At 71.6% G+C, this 19498-nt stretch carries 18 protein-coding genes; 6 read left to right on the forward strand and 12 right to left on the reverse strand.

Annotated features, from left to right (window positions below; all coding sequences use genetic code 11):
* Positions 1-61: 61 nt before the first annotated feature.
* Positions 62-454 carry a nuclear transport factor 2 family protein gene (locus tag ACFWPQ_RS50400; RefSeq protein WP_384051665.1) on the reverse strand — a complete coding sequence of 131 codons (393 nt, stop codon included), beginning with the start codon at positions 452-454 and terminating at the stop codon, positions 62-64.
* 51 nt (positions 455-505) lie between these two features.
* Positions 506-904, reverse strand: coding sequence for a nuclear transport factor 2 family protein (locus tag ACFWPQ_RS50405; RefSeq protein WP_384051668.1), 399 nt, complete (start codon positions 902-904; stop codon positions 506-508).
* 166 nt (positions 905-1070) lie between these two features.
* Here ACFWPQ_RS50405 and ACFWPQ_RS50410 point away from each other — a divergent pair, with 166 nt between their 5' ends.
* Complete coding sequence (locus tag ACFWPQ_RS50410; protein WP_384051670.1) at positions 1071-2117, forward strand: cyclase family protein; 1047 nt, start codon at positions 1071-1073, stop codon at positions 2115-2117.
* Between the two features lie 143 nt (positions 2118-2260).
* On the opposite strand, the gene ACFWPQ_RS50415 is transcribed toward ACFWPQ_RS50410, so the two are convergent.
* Positions 2261-4246 carry a pyruvate dehydrogenase complex E1 component subunit beta gene (locus tag ACFWPQ_RS50415; protein ID WP_384051673.1) on the reverse strand — a complete coding sequence of 662 codons (1986 nt, stop codon included), beginning with the start codon at positions 4244-4246 and terminating at the stop codon, positions 2261-2263.
* A 190-nt stretch (positions 4247-4436) separates the two neighbouring features.
* Between ACFWPQ_RS50415 and ACFWPQ_RS50420 the strand changes: the two genes are divergently transcribed.
* On the forward strand, positions 4437-5144 hold the full coding sequence (locus ACFWPQ_RS50420) for a TetR/AcrR family transcriptional regulator (RefSeq protein WP_384051675.1): 708 nt from the start codon (positions 4437-4439) through the stop codon (positions 5142-5144).
* A gap of 49 nt (positions 5145-5193) precedes the next feature.
* Here ACFWPQ_RS50420 and ACFWPQ_RS50425 read toward each other — a convergent pair whose 3' ends face one another.
* From ACFWPQ_RS50425 to ACFWPQ_RS50435, 3 genes are read right to left on the reverse strand one after another with little or no spacing between them, the layout of a single operon-like run.
* The gene (locus tag ACFWPQ_RS50425; RefSeq protein ID WP_384051678.1) at positions 5194-6357 is read right to left on the reverse strand and encodes an acyl-CoA dehydrogenase family protein; all 1164 of its coding nucleotides are present in this window, start codon (positions 6355-6357) and stop codon (positions 5194-5196) included.
* Entirely contained in the window at positions 6354-7409 is a 1056-nt protein-coding gene (locus ACFWPQ_RS50430; RefSeq protein ID WP_384051681.1) for a 2,3-butanediol dehydrogenase, read from the reverse strand. The genes ACFWPQ_RS50425 and ACFWPQ_RS50430 overlap by 4 nt, the downstream gene beginning before the upstream one ends.
* A 45-nt stretch (positions 7410-7454) precedes the next feature.
* Complete coding sequence (locus ACFWPQ_RS50435) at positions 7455-8306, reverse strand: enoyl-CoA hydratase/isomerase family protein (protein ID WP_384051683.1); 852 nt, start codon at positions 8304-8306, stop codon at positions 7455-7457.
* 224 nt (positions 8307-8530) lie between these two features.
* On the opposite strand from ACFWPQ_RS50435, the gene ACFWPQ_RS50440 reads away from it, so the two are divergent.
* Both ACFWPQ_RS50440 and ACFWPQ_RS50445 read left to right on the forward strand, forming a co-directional pair.
* Positions 8531-10060, forward strand: a complete 1530-nt coding sequence (locus ACFWPQ_RS50440) for a long-chain fatty acid--CoA ligase (protein WP_384051686.1) — start codon at positions 8531-8533, stop codon at positions 10058-10060.
* Between the two features lie 3 nt (positions 10061-10063).
* A complete protein-coding gene (locus ACFWPQ_RS50445; protein WP_384051689.1) occupies positions 10064-10834 on the forward strand; it encodes an SDR family NAD(P)-dependent oxidoreductase in 771 nt (256 codons plus the stop codon).
* Positions 10835-10912: 78 nt separating this feature from the next.
* Here the strand turns inward: ACFWPQ_RS50445 and ACFWPQ_RS50450 are convergent, their stop codons facing one another.
* From ACFWPQ_RS50450 to ACFWPQ_RS50465, 4 genes are all read right to left on the reverse strand, one after another.
* Positions 10913-11731, reverse strand: a complete 819-nt coding sequence (locus ACFWPQ_RS50450; RefSeq protein ID WP_384051692.1) for an IclR family transcriptional regulator — start codon at positions 11729-11731, stop codon at positions 10913-10915.
* 183 nt (positions 11732-11914) lie between these two features.
* Positions 11915-12925 (reverse strand): 4-hydroxy-2-oxovalerate aldolase, encoded by a 1011-nt coding sequence (gene dmpG / locus ACFWPQ_RS50455; RefSeq protein ID WP_384051695.1) that lies wholly within the window; start codon positions 12923-12925, stop codon positions 11915-11917.
* Positions 12922-13875, reverse strand: a complete 954-nt coding sequence (locus ACFWPQ_RS50460; RefSeq protein ID WP_384051698.1) for an acetaldehyde dehydrogenase (acetylating) — start codon at positions 13873-13875, stop codon at positions 12922-12924. Before ACFWPQ_RS50460 ends, dmpG begins: the two co-directional genes overlap by 4 nt.
* 42 nt (positions 13876-13917) lie before the next feature.
* Positions 13918-14757, reverse strand: coding sequence for a 2-keto-4-pentenoate hydratase (locus ACFWPQ_RS50465; protein WP_384051701.1), 840 nt, complete (start codon positions 14755-14757; stop codon positions 13918-13920).
* A 413-nt stretch (positions 14758-15170) separates the two neighbouring features.
* On the opposite strand from ACFWPQ_RS50465, the gene ACFWPQ_RS50470 reads away from it, so the two are divergent.
* Positions 15171-16769, forward strand: a complete 1599-nt coding sequence (locus ACFWPQ_RS50470) for an FAD-binding protein (protein ID WP_384051705.1) — start codon at positions 15171-15173, stop codon at positions 16767-16769.
* Positions 16770-16825: 56 nt separating this feature from the next.
* Here ACFWPQ_RS50470 and ACFWPQ_RS50475 read toward each other — a convergent pair whose 3' ends face one another.
* Entirely contained in the window at positions 16826-17395 is a 570-nt protein-coding gene (locus ACFWPQ_RS50475; protein WP_384051708.1) for a TetR/AcrR family transcriptional regulator, read from the reverse strand.
* Positions 17396-17476: 81 nt separating this feature from the next.
* Complete coding sequence (locus ACFWPQ_RS50480) at positions 17477-18355, reverse strand: alpha/beta fold hydrolase (RefSeq protein ID WP_384051711.1); 879 nt, start codon at positions 18353-18355, stop codon at positions 17477-17479.
* A gap of 162 nt (positions 18356-18517) precedes the next feature.
* Between ACFWPQ_RS50480 and ACFWPQ_RS50485 the strand changes: the two genes are divergently transcribed.
* Complete coding sequence (locus ACFWPQ_RS50485; protein ID WP_384051715.1) at positions 18518-19387, forward strand: VOC family protein; 870 nt, start codon at positions 18518-18520, stop codon at positions 19385-19387.
* The last annotated feature ends 111 nt before the right edge of the window (positions 19388-19498 follow it).

The raw sequence follows: 19498 nt of genomic DNA on the forward strand, positions 1-19498 counted from the left end.
GGGCGGGACCGGCGGCACGGGCGCTCGGCCGTGGCCGGTCACCCGGCGCCGCCCGGCCCGCTCACGTGAAGGACGTGACCCGCCTGCGGAACTTCCACGCCCCGTCCACGAGGACCACGGTGTCCTCGTAGCTCCCGACGAGCTGGACGGCCCAGCCCTGCTCGCCGCGTGCGAAGAACACCAGGTTGCTGCTGGCCGTCACCTCCTCGCCGGGCGCCGAGGTGAGGATGGTGTTGCCGACGAGGTGCAGCTGCGGAGCCTCCGGCTTGAAGGCGCCGTAGGCCTCGCGGATCGCCGCGCGGCCCTGGAAGGTGCCCTGGCCGGCGATCTCGGAGACGCCGTCCTCCGTGAACAGGTCGGCGACGCTGCTGGCGTCGCCCGCGTCGATGGCGTGCGCGTAGGCCGCGATGACGGACTGCACGCCGGCCAGGGCGGCTTCGGCGGAGATGGTCATGTTTCTTCTCTCTCAGCAGATACGGATGGGGGGAGTGAACGGGGGCGGACGCTAGGCCTGGAAGGTGGTCACGCGCCGCTGGATCAGCCAGGTGCCGTCGACATGCCGCAGGGTGTCCTCGTAGTGGCCGACGACCTGCGGCGCCCAGCCCGACTCGCCCCGCAGGTGGAAGATCACGTCGCTGGACGCGGTCGCCTCGTCGGGCCCGGAGGCGGTGACGACGGTGTTGCCCACGAGGTGCAGCTGCGGCTGCGTGGGAGCCCAGCCCTTGAATGCCTCGCGCAGGGCGTCGTGCCCCTGTACCGGGTCCATGCCGGGCAGCTCCAGGATCCCGTCGGGCGTGTACAGCGCGACGATGTCGTCGGTGCGGCCGGCGTCCTGGGCCTGGGTGTGCGCGCCGATCACGGCACGGACCCCGGCCGCGACCCACGCCGGTGTGGATTCGCTCATTGCCTCTCCAAGCGGTAGACGTTTCGACCAGTCAGTCTATTGATCGAGGCAGGCAATATGAAGTCCAAATTCAAAGCCGTCGCACTAGTTGACCACTCGGTACATTAGAAATAGCATGCGGCCACGACCGTCGACGGGGACCGTCGTCTAAGGAGGCGTTTTTATCGTGACGAAGCGTTGGAAGCAGCGGCCGCCGGGGTCGACGTGGGGCGATTTCGGCGAGGACGACGAACTCGGGCGCATCAACCTGCTGACCGCGGAGAAGGTGCTCCAGGGCGTGCGCGAGGTGGAGCACGGGGTCACCTTCAGCCTGAGCCTGCCGCTGGACTATCCGGGCGGGACCGCCCTCAACCAGCGGCGTTACCCGCCGATCCTGAAGCCCACCGAGGACCTCGCGCACAACCAGGACGTCTTCTACAACGTCGTGGCGCGCGACCAGATCGATCCCTCCCTGATCGACGTGTGGTCCGACGACGTGGTGACCCTGTGGCTGCAGTACTCGACCCAGTGGGACTCCCTCGCCCACCAGGGCGCCGAGTTCGACGCCGACGGCGACGGCGAGGCCGAGCCGGTCTACTACAACGGCTTCCGCCCCGGTACCGATCTGGTGGGGCCGCAGGAGGACGCCAAGGGCGACGGCAGCGGAAGCGTCAGCTTCGCCCGCCACCTCGGCCTGGAGAAGATGGCGGAACACGGTGTCCAGGGCCGCGGTGTGCTCATCGACATCGCCCACCACCTGGGCACGGGCTACCAGGCCGTCAGCTACAAACAGCTCCAGGAGATCATGGCCGCGGACGACGTGACCGTGGAGCCCGGGGACATGGTCCTGCTGCACACCGGTTTCGCCACCCAGGTGCTCGCCTGGAACAAGAACCCGGACCCGGTCGCGATCCACCAGACCGCCGCGTATCTCGACGCGGACGACCCGGACATCCTCAAGTGGATCGCCGAGTCGCAGATGTCGGCGCTGATCTCCGACAACTACGCCGTCGAGGGGGTGGGTGTCACCCAGGCCCAGGGCCGGCACACCCTGCTCCCGATCCACCACCTGTGCCTGTTCAAGCTGGGCGTCCCGCTCGGCGAGCTCTGGTACCTGCACGACCTGGCGGCATGGCTGCGCGAGCACAACCGCAGCCGCTTCCTGCTCACCGCTCCCCCGCTGAACCTGCCCGGCACCCAGGGCAGCCCGCTGACTCCGGTCGCGACCGTCTGAACCACGGCCACGACCGGACCGCCGCCGGCCCATTACTTGTCCTGCCGACGAAGGCGGGCCGGCGGCGGACACCACGAAGGGGTGCCCCCGGGAATCGGATTCCCGGGGGCACCCCTTCGGTGTGCCGCCGTACCGCCGTGCGGTCACACCGCCGCGATCCGCCGCAGCGTGTCGGCGATGGTGTCCCGCGAGGGCAGCCAGAGCCGTTCCAGGGCGGGGCTGTAGGGCGCCGGCATCGGCGGCGCGGCGACGCGCGTGACGGGCGCGTCCAGGTGCCAGAAGCCCTCGTCGACGGCGAGCGCCGACAGCTCCGCGCCGACGCCGAAGTCCCGTACCGCCTCGTGGGCGATGACCAGCCGGTTGGTCTTGGCGAGGGAGGCGAGGACGGTCTCGCGGTCCAGCGGGGCGATCGTGCGCAGGTCGACCACCTCGACGCTCACGCCCTCGGTGGCGAGGAGTTCCGCGGCGGCCAGGGAGTCCTGGACCATCCGTGACCAGGAGACGAGGGTGATGTCGGTTCCCTCCCGGACCACTTTGGCCCGGCCCAGCGGGACGAGGTGGTCGGCCGGCGGCCGCGGCCCCTTGAAGCCGTACTGGAGGCGGTTCTCCACGAAGACCACCGGGTTGGGGTCCAGGATGGCGGCCCGCAGCAGGCCGTAGGTGTCGGCCGGGTCGGCGGGCATCACCACGGTCAGGCCGGGGATGTGCGCGAGCAGCGCCTCCAGCGACTGGGAGTGCTGGCTGCCGGAGGAGCGGCCGGCACCGAACTGGGTGCGCACGACGAGAGGCATGGCGGCCCGGCCGCCGGTCATGAAGCGCAGCTTGGCGGCCTGGTTGAGCAGCATGTCCAGGGCGACGCCGATGAAGTCCATGTACATGATCTCGACGACGGGCTTCATCCCCGCCATGGCCGCACCGACCGCCGCGCCGAGGATCGCGCTCTCGCTGATCGGCGTGTCGCGCACCCGGCCCGGGAACGCCTGGGCCAGACCGCGGGTGAGGCCGAAGACGTTGCCGCCCGCGCCGACGTCTATGCCGGCGACGAACACGTCCGGGTCGGCGGTGAGTTCGTGCTCCAGGGCAAGACGTACGGCGTCCATGGTCCGGAAGACCTCCCCCTGGGCGGGGGCGGGCTCGGGTACGGCAGGACGCGGGGCGGAGACGAAGTCGTAGAGCGTCTCGGGGGCGGGCTCCGGCAGGCTCCGGGCCCATTCCACGGCCGCCTCGATCTCCTTGTCGATCTCCTCGTCGACGGCGTCCACGAGCGCGGTCGCCACCCCGGCCGCCGCGAGGTGCCGACGGGCGATGAGCAGGGGGTCGCGTTCCTTGGCGGCCGCGACCTCCTCGGCCGGGCGGTAGCGCTCGGGGTCGCCCTCGTAGTGGCCGTGCCAGCGGTAGGTCTCGGCCTCCACCAGGACGGGTCCGCCGCCCGCGCGCAGGCGTCCCACCACGTCCGTCATCAGCGTCTGCACGGCGAGTACGTCGTTGCCGTCGACGTGCTCGTAGCCGATGCCGTATCCGGTGGCGCGGGCGGCGAGGGTGGCTCGGTGCTGTTCGGCGGCGGGCGAGAACTCGGAGTAGTGGTTGTTCTCGCAGAGGAAGACCACCGGCAGGTCCCATACGGCGGCCAGGTTGACGGCCTCGTGGAACATGCCCTGCGCGACCGCGCCGTCCCCGAAGAACGCCACCACCACGTCGCCCCGGCCGCGCAGCTTGGCGGCCGTGGCCACGCCCCCGGCGATCGGCAGTCCGGCGGCGACGATGCCGTTGGCGCCGTAGATGCCGATGCCGGGGTCCGCGATGTGCATCGAGCCGCCGCGGCCCCGGTTGGTACCGGCGTCCTTGCCCATCAGCTCGGCCATCATCGGGGCGGCGTCCAGGCCCTTGGCCAGGACGTGGCCGTGGCCGCGGTGGGTGGAGGTGATGCCGTCGCGCTCGGTGAGCGGCCAGCAGGCGCCGACCGCACTGGCCTCCTGTCCGATGGACAGATGCAGGAAGCCGGGTATCTCCGTCGCCTTGTACAGGTCGGACGCCCGCTCCTCGAAACGCCGGATGCGCCGCATGCGGCGGTACATTTCCAGGAGGTCGTCCGCCGGAGCGGAGCCGGTGTGCTGCGGTACCTGCGTCATGCGCGTCCTCGCAATGCTCACACGGACGGCCGGGCCGTCCGTATTCCGTGTTTTAATGTACCGTTTGGTCTAGCAAACTGGAACGAGGCCCTGGAGTCCGCTTCCCCCGGATGCGCCGAAGGCTGTTCGACGCGGGCCCGGGAGCCTGTTTCAATCGACACGTCGTCACATCACGCGGGGAGAGGAATCCATGCCACGTCCGCCGGGCCATGGACCGGGTTTCGAGGTCAGACGCCAGAAGATCATCGACATCGCGGCCTCGCTGTTCGCACAGCAGGGGTACGCGGCGACCTCCATCAACGACCTGGGTCGCGCGGTCGGGCTCGCCAAGGGAGCGCTGTACTACTACATCGGCTCCAAGGAGAACCTGCTGGTCGAGATCCAGTCCCGGGTGATGGGGCCGCTGCTCGCCCGCGCCCGCCAGATCGCGGACCTCGACGAGGAGCCCCTGCTGCGGCTGCGGCTGCTGTCGGAGTCGCTGCTGACGATCATCTTCCGGCGACTCGACCACATCTGGGTCTACGAGCACGACTACCGCTCGCTCAGCGGCGACGAGCTCAAGACCCTGCTGGGACAGCGCTCCGACTTCGAGGAACTGATGGCGGCCCTGCTCTCGGAAGCCATGGCGCAAGGCACCTTCCGGTCGATGTCGCCGCGGCTGGCCACCCTGCAGTTCCTGAACCTGCACAACCACACCTATCAATGGGTGCGGCCGGAGGGGCAGTGGGACGCGGCGTTCCTGTCCGCCGAGTACTGCGCGACCCTGTTCCGCGGGTTCGGCGCGCCGGACCACGCCCTGCCGAGGGTTGAGGACCAGGCCGCGGCGTTCAAGCGCGAGCGGCCCGGTCTTCCGCTCGACCCCGAGGCCGAGTGGGAGCAGGTCCCCGCCGCCGGCTGACGGACGGTCCCGCGGTGTACCGACGCACACCGCGGGAACCCGCACCTGCTCACGCCTCGCTGACCAGCGCCCTGGCGATGACATTGCGCTGGATCTCGTTGGTGCCCTCGCCGATCTCCAGGATCTTGGCGTCGGCGTAGAAGCGGGAGATCTCCGACTCCCGGACGTAGCCGTACCCGCCGTGGATCTGCACGGCCTGGGAGGCGGCCCGGTTCGCGACCTCGGAGGCGTAGAGCTTGGCCATGGCGGACGCGGTGCTGTGCGGACGCCCCCGGTCGGCGAGCCAGGCGGCCCGGTAGACCAGGCAGCGGGCGGCCTCCACTTCGGTGCCCATGTCGGCGATCTTGTGCCCGACGGCCTGGAAGTCCGACAGCGGGCGCCCGAACTGGTGCCGTTCGGTGGCGTGCTTGACGGCCAGGCCGAGCGCGGCCTTGGCCAGGGACAGGCCGAGCGCGGCGACGCTGATGCGGCCCTTGTCGAGGACGGAGAGGAACTGGCGCAGGCCGCCGCCCTCCTCGCCGATCAGGTGGTCGTCGGGGATGAAACAGTCGTCGAACACCAGCTCACGAGTGTCCATGGCGTGCCAGCCGAGCTTCTTCAGCTTGTGACCGACGGTGTAGCCGGGGGTGCCGGTCGGGACGTAGAAGGTCGCGTAGCGTTTGCGTCCGCCCTCCTCCCGGCCGGTCACGGCGAGGATGGTGACGCCCTGGCTGATGTCGGTGCCGGCGTTGGTGATGAACATCTTGGTGCCGTTGATCAACCATCCGCCGTCCGCGCGGCGGGCGGTGGTGGCGATGCCGGCCGCGTCGGAACCGGCCTCCGGCTCGGTCAGGCCGAAAGCGCCGATGGCCTCGCCTGCCGCCAGCGGGGTCAGCCAGCGGTGCTTCTGCTCCTCGGTGCCGTAGGCGAGCAGCGGCAGGGTGGCGATGGTCGAGTGGGCGTTCCAGGAGGAGGCCACGGACTGGTCGGCGGCGCCGAGTTCCTCCATCACGGCCACGTACGTGACCATGTCGGATCCGGCGCCGCCGTACTCCTCGGGCACCAGCATGCCCATCAGGCCGAGTTCGCCGAGCTTGGTGAAGATCTGAGTCGGGAACTCCTCGTTCTCCGACCACTGGGCGGCATGCGGCGTGATCTCCTTGGCCGCGAACTCACGGACCATCTCCTTGAGGGCGACGGTCTCCTCGGGCAGGTCGAAATCCATGTCGGTCATCCCTTCGGGGTCAGCAGAACCTTGAGGTGGCGGGCCCGGTCGGCGGCCAGATCCGCGAAGACCCCGGCTCCCGCGGAGAGCGGGAAATGCCCGGTGACCAGCGCCGAGGCGTCCAGGCGCCCGGTGCTCATCAGGTCGATCACGCGGGGAATGTCGAAGTTGTAGCCGAGCGTGCCGAGCACGGAACGCTCGTAGAAGACGAGCTGCCCCATGTCGAACTCGACGCTGCCGTGGCCGACTCCGGCGAGCACGACCCGGCCGCCGCGCCGGACGGTGGCGACGGCCTGGGCGGCGAGCCGGGGCACGCCGGTCGCGTCGATGACGGCGTCCGGGCCGATCCGGCCGGTGCGCAGGAACACCTCGCGGCGCACGTCGGTCTCCGTCGGGTCGAAGGCCTCGGTGACGCCTAGGCCGAGGAGCATCTCCCGGCGCTCCTTGAGGGGTTCGCTCACATAGAGGCCGGCCGCGCCGGCGATCCGGGCCGCGAGAACGACGGCGACGCCGATGGGTCCGCCGCCGACGACCAGGACGTTGTCGCCGGGGCGCACCCCGGCACGGGTCACGGCGTGCAGGCCGACGGCCAGCGGTTCGGCGACCGCCGCCATCTCGTCGGTGACGTTGTCGGGCAGCCGGGTCAGTCCGGCAATCGGTACGGTGACGCGGTCGGCGAAGCCGCCGGGCGAGGCGAGGCCGACGGAGCCGCTGCTGGGGCAGATGTGGTATTCGCCGCGCGCGCACCAGAAGCACACGCCGCAGCGCCAGACGGGGTCGGCGGTGACCCGGTCGCCGACCGTGATGCCGGGCACCTCGGTGCCGAGCGCGACGACGGTGCCGCTCAGTTCGTGGCCGAGGGCGAGGGGCGGCTCGGCACCGGTGAGCGGGTGCGGGCCGGTGCGGATCATGTGCGGGCCTTCGAGGAACTCGTGCAGGTCGGTGCCGCACACTCCGCACCAGGAGACCTCCACGACCGCCTCGTGGGGTCCGGGCTCGGGAGGGTCGGGGACCTCTTCGAGGCGGAGGTCGCGTGCGCCGTGCCAGCGCAGTGCCTTCATGGTGGGCACCCCTTTCGTGTCGTCAGTGCTTCGCTGCCGGCGCGGTCATGTGTTGTTCTTCGGCTGCGGCGCCGTGGGGGCTGGTCGCGCAGTTCCCCGCGCCCCTTCGGGGCGCTCCTGGGCCGTATCTCCGAAGCGGGCCCGGCCCGGGCCGTGGGCGAGGAAGGAGTGGATGCCCGTGGTGGCGTCCTGGGTGCCGAAGACGCCGGTGAAGAGGGCGCGTTCGAGGCTGAGTGCGGTGGACAGGCTCGTGTCGGCGCCGTGGTCGACCGCCTCCTTGATCGCCTCCAGGGCCGCGGCCGGTCCTTCGGCGAGCCGGCGGGCGTAGTCGAGTGCGGTGTCGAGGACGCGGGCGGCCGGGACCACCTCGTCCACGAGGCCGAGGCGCAGGGCCTCGTCGGCGGCCACCCGGCGGCCGGTCATCAGGAGGTTCTTCGCGCGGGACGGGCCGATGAGGCGGGTGAGGCGCTGGGTGCCGCCGGAGCCCGGCATGATGCCGAGCTGCACCTCGGGCTGGCCGAGGAGCGCGTCGTCGGCCGCCACCCGGTAGTCGGCGGCGAGGGCGAGCTCCAGGCCTCCGCCGAGGGCGTAGCCGGTGACGGCCGCGACGACCGGCATCGGCAGCCGGGCCACCTCGTCGAAGGTCCGCTGCAGGGCGCGGTTCCAGCCCCGGATCTCCTCGGGGCCCATCGCGGCCAGTGCCTTCACGTCCGCCCCGGCCGCGAACAGCCGCTGTCCGCCGTAGATCACCACGGCCCGTACGCCGGGGGCGTCGGCGAGTTCGCGGATGCAGGCGGCGAGCTCCGCCCGCTGGGCGGAGTCGAAGGCGTTCATCGGCGGGTTGTCCAGGCGGACCGTGACGACCGGCCCGTCGAGGTCGAAGCGGATGCGTGGCACAGGCACCTCCTCGTCGGCTCCAGCACATCCCGCCGGTTCCGGCACCGGCAGGCGCGGGAGCGCTTGTCGAGGCCTTCATGCCGTCGTAAAGTGCGGAAACAAGTTTTATAGACCAAGGGGTACACTAAATCTTCGGTGCGGGCAACCGACCGGTCGGGACCCGATTTGCCCGTGAGCCGGGGCAGCCGCGGTCGCCGTCGAACACCACAGAGCGAGAGTGAGCCGTGCACAATTTCGCGAGCATCCTCGACTACCACCTGGCCCAACGGCCCGACGCCATGGCAGTCGCACAGGGGGACCAGATCCTGACGGTTCGTCAGCTGCACGAGCGCGTCAACCACCTGGCCGCCGGGCTGACCGAACTGGGCATCGGGCGCGGCGACGTCGTCGCCCTGCTGCTGTACAACCGGCCGGAGTTCCTGGAGCTGGTCTACGCGGCGAGCCGGATCGGCGCGGTGTTCCTGCCGCTCAACTACCGGCTCTCCGAGGAGGAGTGGCAGTACATCCTGGGCCACGCCCAGGCCAGGGCCGTCATCGCCGAGCCGGAGTTCGTGCCGGCCATGGAGCGCAGCGCCGGCTGCCTGACCGACCTGGAGCACCGGATCCTGGTCGGCGGCGCGCCCGAGGGGGCCTGGAAGGGCTACGAGGCGCTGCTCGACGGCCATCGGGGCGCCCGGGTGGAGCCGGTGGACGTCGGGACGCAGGACCTGCAGCGCCTGATGTACACGTCCGGCACCACCTCACGGCCCAAGGGCGTGCGCATCACCTACGGGAACCTGCAGGCCAAGAACTTCGCGCACATCGTCCACTTCGGGCTCACCGCGGCCGACACCACCCTGGTCTGCGGCCCGCTCTACCACGTCGGCGGCCTCGACATGCCCGGCCTCGCGACCCTCTACGCCGGCGGCGCGGTCGTGCTCCAGCGCAGGTTCGACCCGGTGGGCGTCCTGGAGGCGATCCCGAGACACCGCGTCACCAACCTGTGGCTGGCGCCCGCCATGGTCAACGGGGTCCTGGAGGTCCCGGACCGCGACAGCTACGACACCACCTCGGTCCGCTTCATCCTGGGCGGCGGCGAGAAGACCCCCGAGCCGGTGCTGCGCCGCATCATGACCGCGTTCCCCAACGCCTGGTACGCCGACGCCTACGGGCTGACCGAGACCGTCTCCGGCGACACCTTCCTCGACCGCGAGCACGCCCTGTCCAAGCTGGGCTCGGTCGGCCGCCCGGTGCCGCACACCCGGGTCAGGATCGTCGACGACGAGGGCAAGGAGGTGCCGGCGGGCGAGCTCGGCGAGATCACCCTGCGCGGCCCGAAGGTCTTCGCCGGCTACTGGCGCGACGAGCAGGCCACGGCCGCCGCCCTCAGGGACGGCTGGTTCCACACCGGCGACATCGGTCACCTCGACGAGGACGGCTACCTCTACATCGACGACCGCAAGAAGGACATGATCGTCTCGGGCGGCGAGAACATCGCCACCCCCGAGGTGGAGCGGGTGCTGTACGAGCACCCCGCCGTGCTGGAGGCGGCCGTGGTGGGCCTGACGCACCCCCGCTGGGGCGAGGTCCCGCGCGCGTTCGTGGTGCTGCGGCCGGGCACGCAGGCCGGCGCGGAGGAGCTGCGGGAGTTCTGCCGCACCCGGCTGGCCAAGTTCAAGGTGCCGGCCCGCTTCGACTTCGTCGAGGTACTGCCCCGGACCCCGTCGGGCAAGGTCCTCAAGCGGACCCTGCGCGAGATCCCCACGGAGGGCTGAGCCATGACCGACGTGAACACCGAACTGCGCCTGGACGGCAGGACGGCGTGGGTGACGGGGGCGGGGAAGGGGCTGGGCCGTGCGATCGCGGTCGCCCTCTCCCAGGCCGGCGCCACCGTCGCCGTGACCGCCCGCACCGCCTCCGACCTCGACGAGCTGGAGGCCGAACTCTCCGGCCACGGCGGCAAGGTGCTGGTCGTGCCCGGCTCGGTCGCGGACTCCGCCGCCGTGCGCGCGATGGCCGAGCGCATCACCGACGCCACGGGCCGGCTGGACGCGCTGGTCAACTGCGCGGGGATCAGCCCGCACTTCACCCGCAGCGAGAAGGTCACCGACCAGGACTGGCAGCAGGTCCTCGACGTCAATCTGCAGGGCACCTTCTACTGCTGCCGGGAAGCCGGCAAGGCGATGCTGGCCCAGCGCTCGGGATCGATCGTCAACGTCTCGTCCGTGCACGCCAGTACCGGCTTCGAGCGGATCGCCGCCTACGCCGCGAGCAAGGGCGGGGTCGAGGCGCTGACCCGGGCACTGGCCGTGGAGTGGGCCGACCGCGGGGTGCGGGTCAACTCCCTGGCGCCCGGCTACTTCCACACCGACCTCAGCTCCGGGCTGCTCGACAGCCGCTGGGGCGAGCGGATCGTCCGCGGCACTCCGCTCGGCCGGGTCGGCGACGCCGGCGAGCTGGGCGGCGCCGCGGTGTTCCTCGCCTCGGACGCCTCCCGCTTCGTCACGGGGACGACCCTCACCGTGGACGGCGGCTGGACGGCCTGGTGACCCACTGCCGCCGACAGCCTGGTGAGCCACTGCCGCCGACAGCCTGGTGCACCTGCTCCGGCCGTCGGCCCGGGGGGGCTAACCCACCAGTACTTCGTGGCGGTCCGGGCGCGGGGTCCTGAGGAGTTCCTCGGACACCGCCCGGACCACGTTGACCACCAGCGGGGCCACCAGTTCCAGCGCGGAGCCGTCGTCCCCGACCACCGATATCGCCGCGACCGGGCCCTCGGGCCCCCGCAGCGCGAGGCCGACGCACCCGATATGAGGGAAGCACTCCCCCCGTTCGATCGCCAGGCCGTTGCGCCGCCGGACCAGGCCGAGTTCACGGTGCAGCTGGTCGAGACGGCCGATGCTCTGCGGGGTACGGGGCTCCATCACCTGCGCACACCGGTCTTCGACCTCCTCCGCGGACAGCCAGGCGAGCATCGCCTTGCCCAGCCCGGTGCAGTGCGCGACCGCCCGGCCGCCGACCTTCGAGGGGATGTCGAAGGCGGCCCGGCCGCCGATCTTGTCCAGGTAGTAGATCTCCGGCCCGTCGAGCACGGCCAGGTGGACGACCATCCTGGTCCGCACCGCGAGGTCCAGCAGGTGGGGCGCGGCGGCGGCGCGCAGCGCGCTGTGGTCGATCTCCCGGCCTCCCAGGCCGAGGGCGCGGGCCCCCAGCGTGTACCCGGCCGCCGTGTGGCGCAGCCAGTCCAGCCGGACCAGCTGGTCGAGTATGCGGTGCGTCGTCGAGCGCGGCAGCTGGGTCCGGCGGGAGATCGCTTCGAGTGTCAGCCGGGTCTGCGGACGTTCGAAGAGATCCATGATCAGTGTCACGCGCTCCATCATCGACGGAGGCAGCGCGGGGCCGTCGGCCTCGGTGGTACGCGCGCTCGGGCGAAGGGCAGACGTCATCGTCGGTGCCTCCCTGCTCAAACTGAAATCAATTCTAGTTCGGCGCCGATGACAAAATACCAACGGCTTCGGCCGCGGAGTAAGAGGCGTGCAGTCATTTATTAGAGTGATTGGTCTATTCTTCACGACACGCAAAAACGTACCGCCCCCGGAGGTGCTCCGGGGGCGGTGGTGCGGTCCGGGTCAGCCGCGGGCGGTGAGGTCCAGGGCGATGTCCACGATCATGTCCTCCTGGCCGCCGACCAGACCGCGCCGGCCGACCTCCTCCAGGATGGTCCGGGCGTCGAGGCCGTACCGCTCCGCCGCGGTCTCGGCATGCCGCAGGAAGCTGGAGTAGGCACCGGCGTACCCGAGGGTGAGGGTCTCCCGGTCGACGCGCACCGGGCGGTCCTGCAGCGGCCGTACGAGATCCTCGGCCGCGTCCTGGAGGGCGTGCAGGTCGCAGTCGTGCTTCCAGCCGTGGAGGTTGGCGACGGCGACGAACGGCTCGATCGGGCAGTTGCCCGCGCCCGCCCCCTGTCCGGCGAGGGAGGCGTCGACCCGGGTCACCCCCTCTTCCACCGCGACCACGGAGTTGGCGACCGACAGGGAGAGGTTCTCGTGCGCGTGGATGCCGATCTGGGTCTCCGGGTCGAGTACGTCGCGGTAGGCGCGGATGCGGTCGCGTACCCCGTCCATGGTCAGCCGGCCGCCCGAGTCGGTGACGTAGACGCAGTGCGCGCCGTAGGACTCCATCAGCCGGGCCTGTTCGGCGAGGGCCCGCGGGGGTGCCATGTGGGCCATCATCAGGAAGCCCGAGACGTCCATGCCGAGTTCGCGGGCCGTGGCGATGTGCTGGGCGGCGACGTCGGCCTCGGTGCAGTGGGTGGCGATGCGGACCGAGCGGACCCCGAGGGCGTAGGCGCGCTCGAGCTCGGCGATGGTGCCGATGCCGGGCAGGAGCAGGGAGGTGAGGACCGCGCGGTCGATGGCGTCGGCGGCGGCCTCGATCCACTCCCAGTCGGTGTTGCTGCCGGGGCCGTAGTTGAGGCTGCCGCCGGCCAGTCCGTCGCCGTGGGCGACCTCGATGGCGTCCACGCCGGCCCGGTCGAGCGCGGCGGAGATCTTCGACACGAACTCGGGGGTGATGCGGTGCCGGATGGCGTGCATGCCGTCCCGGAGGGTGACGTCCTGCACGTAGAGCCTGCGGGTCACCTGGTCACCTCGGAAGTCGTGCGGAGGGCGATGCGCTCGGCGACGCGCAGGGCGGCGGAGGTCATGATGTCGAGGTTGCCGGCGTAGGCGGGCAGGTAGTGGGCGGCGCCCTCCACCTCCAGGAAGACGGAGACCTTGGTGGCCGGCCGCTCGGTGACGTCCTCGGGCAGCAGGGTGTGCACCGGGTCCCCGGCGGGCACCGGGGTGAACTGGACCTGCTGCTTGAGCCGGTAGCCGGGCACGTACTCGGCGACCGCGGCCACCGTCTCCTCGACGGACGCGCGGATCGCGTCGTGGTCGGCGGCGCCGATCAGGCAGTACACCGTGTCCCGCATGATCAGCGGCGGTTCGGCCGGGTTGAGCACGATGATCGCCTTGCCGCGGCGGGCGCCGCCGACCTTCTCGATGGCGCCGGCCGTGGTCTCGGTGAACTCGTCGATGTTGGCCCGGGTGCCGGGACCGGCCGACCGGGAGGAGATCGAGGCGACGATCTCCGCGTACGGCACGGGGGTGACGCGGCTGACCGCGTGGACGATCGGGATGGTCGCCTGGCCGCCGCAGGTGACCATGTTGAGGTTCTCGACGTCGCCCGCGAGGTGTTCGTCGAGGTTGACCGTCGGCACCACGTACGGTCCGAGCGCCGCCGGGGTGAGGTCCACCAGGCGCTTGCCGTAGGGGGCGAGCTTCCTGGCGTTCTCGACGTGGGCCTTGGCCGAGGTGGCGTCGAAGACGATGCCGATGTCGTCGAAGCCGGCCATGCGGATCAGGCCGTCCACGCCGTCGTGCGTGACGGGGATCTGCAGCCGGGCGGCGCGCGCCAGGCCGTCCGACTCCGGGTCGATGCCCACCAGCGCGGCCATCTCCAGCGTGTCGGACAGGCGCAGCACCTTGATCATCAGGTCGGTGCCGATGTTGCCGGAGCCGATTACGGCCACCTTGGTCTTCGTCATCCGTGTTCCTTGGCTTGGAGGGCTTCGAGGGCTTCGAGGGCTTCAGGGGATTCCTGGGGCTTCCTGGGGCGTGAAGGTCGCGGTCACCGAGCCCAGGCCCGACATCTCGGCCCGTACGGTCGTGCCCGGCGGTGTGGGGACGAGCGGGCCGAGCGCGCCGGAGAGCACGACCTGCCCGGCCATCAGCGGGTCGCCGAACTGACGGGCGGTGCGTGCCAGCCACAGCAGCGCGGCGAGCGGATCGCCCAGGCAGGCGGTGCCGTCGCCCTCGGAGGCGAGCTTCCCGTCGGCGTAGAGCCGCATGGTCACCGCCCGCGGCTCGAACTCCTCGATGCCGACGGCCTGTTGCCCGAGCACGAAGAGTCCGCTGGAGGCGTTGTCGGCCACCGTGTCCGTGATCGCGATGTCCCAGCCGGCGACCCGGCTGTCCACGATCTCCAGCGCGGCGACCGCGTGCCCGACCGCCGAGCGGACCCGCGCCAGGTCGAGGTCGGCGGTGTCCAGGTCGGCCGCGAGCACGAACGCGATCTCCGCCTCGGCCCGGGGCTGGAGCAGCCGTCCGCTGGGGACGGCCGGCAGTCCGGTGACGTCCATGTCGTCCAGCAGAACGCCGAAGTCGGGTCGGTCCACGCCCACCTGGCGCTGCACCGACGGGGAGGTCAGCCCGATCTTGCGGCCGACGACGCGCGCTCCGGCGGCGATGCGGTCGCCGACGACGCGTCGTTGGACGGCGTACGCGAGGCTGATGTCGTCCGGGCCGAGCAGATCCCGTACCGGCGCACAGGGTCTGTGGTCGCTCGCCGCCCGGGCGAGGCGCGCGGCCGCCTCTGCCACGGCTGCCTCGCGGTCCGCGACCGCCCTCGGTTCCCGCACGTCCGTCATCGCCGTCCTCACCTCGTGCCGGCCTTCAGCCTGTGGCGCCGCACGAGGTGCCGTCGGGGACTTTCCGCTCACCGGGACTCGGGGACGGCTGCCTGCACCGGCATCGGCGTCGCAGGCCGGTGCGGCCAGGCCGGGGGCGGGGCCTCAACTGCGGGCCGGCGACGGGAGGTCTCGCTGAGCGAGATGGCGCGGGAACGACCTCGCGCTGTCTCATTACCGTCGTCCGCGGGGCTGCCGTGGGACGCGGCATGCCCCGAAAGGCGGGGCCGTGGGACGTCCCGGTCGGTCGGCCGCGCAGGCTCGCCGTCTCCGTCACCGCACGAGGGCGCGCGCGTTACCGGTTCCGCACCGCCCCCCCCACTCACCGCGCGGTCTCCCCCACCAACAGGTTCGGCACCCACCAGGAGGTTCGGATGAGCATCGACGAGGATGCCTACGACGTGATCGTCGTTGGGTCGGGCGGAGGTCTGGTCGGGGCGTACGTGGCGGCGTCGCGCGGCCTGCGCACGCTCGTCGTCGAGAAGACCGACCGGGTCGGCGGCACGGTCGCGTACTCCGGCGCGGGCCTGTGGTTCCCGGGCTCGGCGCCGCTGACCCGGGCCGGCCTCGGCGACGATGTCGAGGAGGCTCGGTCGTATCTGCGCGCGGTCGTCGACGACCCGTCCCGGGAGGGGCTCCAGGACGCGTACCTGGCGGCCGGGCGCCGGCTGATCGACGAGCTGGAGCAGAACACCTGGTTCCGGTCCTTCGTGCACGGGCCGGTGCCGGACTACTACGCGTCGAGCCCCGGGTCGTCGCCCACGGGGCACACCGTCTTCCCGCCGCCGCTGGACGTCGCGGACCTCGGCGCGCGCCGGGCGCTGGTCCGCGACTCGCTGCCCACGGAGCGGTTCGGTTTCGACGAGGGCCCGTTGCTCAGCGGCGGGCGGGCGCTGATCGGCCGCGCCCTGTCGGCGTTCCTGGAGACGGGCCGCGGCGAACTGCGGCTGAACACCGCGCTGGAGAGCCTGATCGTCGAGGACGGCCGGGTCGTCGGCATCGAGGCCGTCAGCGAGGGCGAGCGGGTCCGGATCCGGGCCGGCCGGGGCGTGCTGCTGGCGGCCGGCGGCTTCGAGCGCGACCGTGAGCTGCGCGAGGCGCACCAGTACCCGCTCACCGGGGAGTGGTCCGACGGCGCCCCGGCGAACACCGGTGACGCCCTGCGGGCGGGCATCGCCGTCGGCGCGGACACCGACCTGCTCGACGAGGCCTGGTTCGTGCCGGGGCTCGTCCACCCGGACGGCCTGCCGGTCTTCCACACCGGGACCCGGGGCGGCATCTGGGTCAACGGCGCGGGCGAGCGTTTCGTCAACGAGACGTCCCCCTACGACCAGGCCGGGCACGAGATCTTCCGCCGTCACGCGGCCACCGGCGTGCGGCACATCCCCTGCCACTGGGTGTTCGACCAGCGGCAGCTGGACCGGGACGGCATCGGCTTCCCGCCGGCCGCGCCGCCGGTCGAGGAGTGGCTGGCCTCGGGGGTGCTGAAGAAGGCCGACACCCTGGAGGAACTGGCGCGGCTGATCGACGTCCCCTTCGACGCCCTGGACCGCACGGTCAAGGAGTTCAACGGGTACGCGGCCACCGGCGTCGACGAGAGGTTCCACCGGGGCGAGACACCCTGGGACCAGATGTTCCAGCACATCGTCCCCTTCCCCGCCGACCCCCGGCAGAACTTCCCCGCCGAGCCGTCCCCGGAGTGGCCGAACCCGCTGCTGCTGCCCATCGACCGGGCGCCGTTCTACGCGGCGACCATCGTGCCGTCGGACATCGGCACCAAGGGCGGTCTGCGGATCGACACGCACGCACGCGTGCTGCGGCCGGACGGCGCACCGATCGACGGCCTGTACGCCACGGGGAACACCGCGGCGGCGATGTCGGGGCGGGTCTACCCCGGTGCCGGAACCCCGATCGGGTCGAGTCTGGCATTCGGGTACCTGGCGGTCCTGGACATGGCCGGAGCGACGGACTGACAGGACGAGGAGAACGTGTGCCCGGGACGCGGTGTGTCCCGGGCACCCTCACACGTTCAGGATCCGGCGATCAGCCGCACGGCCAGCCGCAGGTCCGCCTCTCCCTGCCCCGCGGAGATCTCCTCGGTCAGCATGGCCACGAACACCCCCCACCAGCTGTAGACCAGCAGCCGCACCCTGGTGCGCCCGGTCTCCCCGTCCGTACGGCGCCCGAGCAGCCACAGGAGTCGCTGTCCCAGCGCGCTCTCCACGATGTCGATCCGGCTGCGGGCGGCGCTCGCGTACTCCGTGAAGGACGACAGTGCCACCGCCGAGGCGAGCAGCCGGTGGTCCAGCAGCCTGTCGCTCAGTGCGACGAGCGTGTCGGCCACCTCGGTCACGGGGTCCGTCATCTCGCCGGCGGCCGGGCCACCGTCACGGCCGCCGAGAAACCGCTCGATGTGCCACTCGAGGACCGACAGGAACAGATACGGCTTGGACGGGAAGTAGCGGTACAGCGTGGCGATCGCGACCCCGGCCTCCTTGGCCACGTCGTGCATCTGCACGGTGGCCAGCCCTTCGCGCGTGCCCAGGTCGGAGGCGGCGCACAGGATGCGGGTACGACGGTCGGTCTGCCGACTCGACATCGGGGCGGCGGGACGGCGGGTCCGGGCCGATCTCGCCACGTCGTCGTCCCCCGGGTCGCCGGATGGCTCCACGCTCGGCACTCAGCCGGCCTCCGGGCGGGTCAGGAAGGCCAGCACCGCGCTCTCCCACGCCTCCTTCTGCTCGATCATCGCCCAGTGCCCGCAGTCGGGCAGCACGTGCAGTTCGGCCTTGGGGATGGTGCGCATCGGCAGCAGAGCGCTCTCCAGCGGTGTGACCCGGTCGTCGCGGCCCCAGGTCAGCAGCGTCGGCGCGGCGACCTTGTGGAGCATGGCCCAGATCGGCTGGTCGGACCGGGACTGGGCGGCCTGCATCGCGGCCATCGCCTGCCGGCCGTAGATCCGGCGGGACGCCTCCAGGGTCGCCGGTTCGGTGGCGCTCGCCCAGCGTTCCTCGATCAGCTCGTCGGTGAGCAGGGCCGGGTCGTGGACCATGGATCGCAGCCACTGGACGAGGTTGCCGCGGGTGGGGTTCTCGGCGAACTCCACCAGCAGGTTGAGCCCTTCGCTGGGCCCCGGGGAGAGGAGGTTGCGGCCCACTCCACCGATGGTCACGACCCTGCGGAACAGGTCCTTGTGGGCCACCGCGAGCCCCACGGCGACGAACCCGCCCATCGAGTTGCCGATGACGTCCACGCGGTCGAGGCCGAGACCTTCGAGGAAGCGCAGGACCGCCTTGGGGGCGGCCGCCATCGGGTTCTCGTCGGTCGGGTCGCTCACCCCGAAGCCGGGGAACTCCAGCGCCAGGCAGCGGAAGTGCCGGGCGAACACGGGCAGGTTGCCCCGGTAGTTGCGCCAGCCGGTCACACCGGGGCCCGAGCCGTGCAGCATCAGCAGGGGCGGCCCGTCGCCGGCCTCGTGGTAGCGCAGGACGCCGTCGTCGGTGGGCAGTTCGCGCAGGGTGTCCTCGTAGCCGAGTGTGCTGCGTGTGCTGGGTGTCATGACGGTCACCGTGGCACCCGCGCGGCCGCCGTCGCCGTACGTCTCCCGATCAGTGGGACGGCCCCGGCGGCGGAGCCGTGTGGCCTTCTACCGTCGCGGACGTACCGATACCGGGGGCCCGACGGGCCGCCTGGGACCTGACCAATGTGAGGGGAGGACCTGATGGGTGTTCGCTCACTCGGGTACCTGCGTCTGGAGTCCAATGACCTCGACAGGTGGAAGGCGTTCGGGGCCGACTTCCTCGGCCTGATGCCCGTCGAGAGCGACTCCGGGTCGCTCGCCTTCCGGATGGACGACCATCCGTCCCGGATCGTGGTCGCGCCGGGTGCCCAGCCCGCGATGACGGCGCTGGGCTTCGAGGTCCTCGACGAGCGGGAGCTGGCGCGGCTGGCCGCGGACGTCGAGAAGGCCGGGATCAAGGTGACCGCCGGCACCGAGGCCGAGGCGGCGGAGCGGAAGGTGACCGGCTTCGTCAAGTTCAGCGACCCGGGTGGCAACCCGGTCGAGCTGTTCTACGGCAGGACCCTCGACCACCTGCCCGTGCAGACCCCGCTGGTGTCGAAGTTCGTCACCGGCGGCATGGGCTTCGGGCACGCCATCGTCTCCGCCGAGGACGCGCGGGGGACGTTCGACTTCTACGTCGGCGTGCTCGGGTTCATCGAGCGGAACACGATGCGCTCGCCGGGCGGCACGACCTGGTTCATGGGCTGCAACCCGCGCCACCACACGCTCGGCGTCACGCCGATGCCGGGCCCCGGGCGGCTGCTGCACTTCATGGTCGAGGCGGCGACCCTGGACGACGTGGGGCGGGCCCTGGACCGGGCCGGCAGGTACGAGGTCCCGATGATGCACTCGCTCGGCAAGCACACCAACGACCACATGGTGTCGTTCTACGTCTGGTCTCCGGAGAACTACGCCGTCGAGTTCGGCTGGAACGGCCTGAAGGTGCCGGAACCCGTCCCCGTGTACGAGATCACGGACGGCGCGTTCTGGGGCCACCACTTCACTCCGCCGCCGCAGCCTGCCGACTGAGTCGGCGGGTAAGGGGGGAGCGAGCCCCCCCGGGCGCGGGCCCGGGGGCGCGCGCGGCGGGGGGGGGCTTGGGCGGGGGGGGGGGGGGTGTGGGGGGACCTGGTGTGAGCG

The sequence above is a fragment of the Streptomyces sp. NPDC058464 genome (assembly GCF_042721035.1).
GTDB lineage: Bacteria > Actinomycetota > Actinomycetes > Streptomycetales > Streptomycetaceae > Streptomyces.

Bases quoted from the DNA above. Each gene is read 5' to 3' on its own strand.
- ACFWPQ_RS50400 (WP_384051665.1), bottom strand. From the start codon at position 454: ATGACCATCTCCGCCGAAGCCGCCCTGGCCGGCGTGCAGTCCGTCATC.
- ACFWPQ_RS50425 (WP_384051678.1), bottom strand. From the start codon at position 6,357: ATGACCGACATGGATTTCGACCTGCCCGAGGAGACCGTCGCCCTCAAG.
- ACFWPQ_RS50405 (WP_384051668.1), bottom strand. From the start codon at position 904: ATGAGCGAATCCACACCGGCGTGGGTCGCGGCCGGGGTCCGTGCCGTG.
- ACFWPQ_RS50445 (WP_384051689.1), top strand. From the start codon at position 10,064: ATGACCGACGTGAACACCGAACTGCGCCTGGACGGCAGGACGGCGTGG.
- ACFWPQ_RS50470 (WP_384051705.1), top strand. From the start codon at position 15,171: ATGAGCATCGACGAGGATGCCTACGACGTGATCGTCGTTGGGTCGGGC.
- ACFWPQ_RS50420 (WP_384051675.1), top strand. From the start codon at position 4,437: ATGCCACGTCCGCCGGGCCATGGACCGGGTTTCGAGGTCAGACGCCAG.
- ACFWPQ_RS50480 (WP_384051711.1), bottom strand. From the start codon at position 18,355: ATGACACCCAGCACACGCAGCACACTCGGCTACGAGGACACCCTGCGC.
- ACFWPQ_RS50460 (WP_384051698.1), bottom strand. From the start codon at position 13,875: ATGACGAAGACCAAGGTGGCCGTAATCGGCTCCGGCAACATCGGCACC.
- ACFWPQ_RS50450 (WP_384051692.1), bottom strand. From the start codon at position 11,731: ATGACGTCTGCCCTTCGCCCGAGCGCGCGTACCACCGAGGCCGACGGC.
- ACFWPQ_RS50485 (WP_384051715.1), top strand. From the start codon at position 18,518: ATGGGTGTTCGCTCACTCGGGTACCTGCGTCTGGAGTCCAATGACCTC.
- ACFWPQ_RS50475 (WP_384051708.1), bottom strand. From the start codon at position 17,395: ATGTCGAGTCGGCAGACCGACCGTCGTACCCGCATCCTGTGCGCCGCC.
- ACFWPQ_RS50415 (WP_384051673.1), bottom strand. From the start codon at position 4,246: ATGACGCAGGTACCGCAGCACACCGGCTCCGCTCCGGCGGACGACCTC.
- ACFWPQ_RS50430 (WP_384051681.1), bottom strand. From the start codon at position 7,409: ATGAAGGCACTGCGCTGGCACGGCGCACGCGACCTCCGCCTCGAAGAG.
- ACFWPQ_RS50465 (WP_384051701.1), bottom strand. From the start codon at position 14,757: ATGACGGACGTGCGGGAACCGAGGGCGGTCGCGGACCGCGAGGCAGCC.